This window comes from Aeromonas sp. D3 (genome assembly GCF_027705025.1).
Classification (GTDB): Bacteria; Pseudomonadota; Gammaproteobacteria; order Enterobacterales; family Aeromonadaceae; genus Aeromonas; species Aeromonas salmonicida.
In genome coordinates, this window is the sequence record NZ_JAPDBE010000093.1 from 1 (window position 1) to 1,262 (window position 1,262).

Annotated in this window: 1 protein-coding gene; it reads left to right on the plus strand. The window is 51.9% G+C overall.

Annotation, left to right across the window (positions count from 1 at the left end; all coding sequences use genetic code 11):
* Nucleotides 1-92 precede the first annotated feature (92 nt).
* Nucleotides 93-1,235 carry an IS4-like element ISAs18 family transposase gene (locus tag OKC28_RS22875; RefSeq protein ID WP_041204923.1) on the plus strand — a complete coding sequence of 381 codons (1,143 nt, stop codon included), beginning with the start codon at nt 93-95 and terminating at the stop codon, nt 1,233-1,235.
* Nucleotides 1,236-1,262 lie beyond the last annotated feature (27 nt).

Here is a 1,262-nt window from a genome sequence, read left to right on the forward strand (position 1 = left end):
CCTTAACCATCCCCTCATATGAGCGAGGCGTGGCGCGGCTTCTGAGGTATGATCGCCATCCTTGACCAGCTAATACCCAACAGACTATCCCCATGTTTAACCACGAACTAATCCTCAACCACATCGACGATATATTTGGACAGGACATGCATGCCAAGCGTGTTCTTTCCCTCGCCAATGCTACCCTCGGGGTTATCGAGTCAGGTTCACTGGCCATCCACGCCATCGGTAGTGGCCTCTCCTTGGCCAACGGTCTCGAACGTAAACATGCGGTTAAACAGGTGGATCGCCTGCTCACTAACACCAAGCTCAATGTCTGGAGCCTCTTTGACGATTGGGTGCCCTATGTGGTCGGTGAACGTACCGAGATCGTAGTCTCCATGGACTGGACCGAATTCGATGCCGATGATCACAGTACCTTGGTTATCAGCCTGCAAACCAACCACGGTCGCAGTACTCCGCTGCTGTGGAAAACCCATCGGAAATCGTTGCTCAAAGGGCAACGCAATGCCCATGAGAAAGAGCTGCTCACCAAGCTCAAGCAGACGTTGCCAGAGGGTATCTTCGTGACGGTAGTAGCTGACCGCGGCTTTGGTTACATGGAGCTGTTCGAACGCCTGGAGCAAGAGCTAGGCTTTGCTTATCTCATTAGATTTAAAGGAAATGTTTTGGTTGGTTACCCTGGTGTAGAGCAGGTTCCAGCTCGGGACTGGCTAACGCCGACCGGGCGCACCCGAACCCTCAAAGCGGTGGAGCTAACTGGGCAGCGACAGCCTGTCGAACGGGTCTATTGTTGTCATAAGAGTGGCATGAAAGACGCGTGGTTTCTGGCCAGTAACCGGACCGACCTGAGCGCCGCCAAGGCGTTGCAACTATACGGCCAGCGCTGGGGTATCGAGACCAGTTTTCGTGATATCAAAGATTACAAATTCGGCATGGGTATGGGAGATGTGCACATCAGTAATCCGGTCCGGCGCGACCGACTGTTTTTATTCAGTGCCCTGGCCATCGTCTTGCTGACGCTGCTGGGTAAGGCTGGAGACAGTGTCGGTCTAGAGAGAACGATCAAGGTCAATACCAGCAAGAGCCGAACCTATTCGTTCTTTCGGCAAGGGGTCATCTATTACCAGTTGCTACCTAAAATGAAAGAAGCCAATGCGGTCTTGTTGATGGATAAATTTATCTACTACCTGAAGCAACACCGCTTATATACCCGCACACTTGGAATTATTTGAGTCTCTAAAAATGAGGGGATCTCTGAG

What these genes read in the sequence shown, in the direction of transcription:
- OKC28_RS22875 (WP_041204923.1), top strand. Translation starts at nt 93, where the DNA reads ATGTTTAACCACGAACTAATCCTCAACCACATCGACGATATATTTGGA.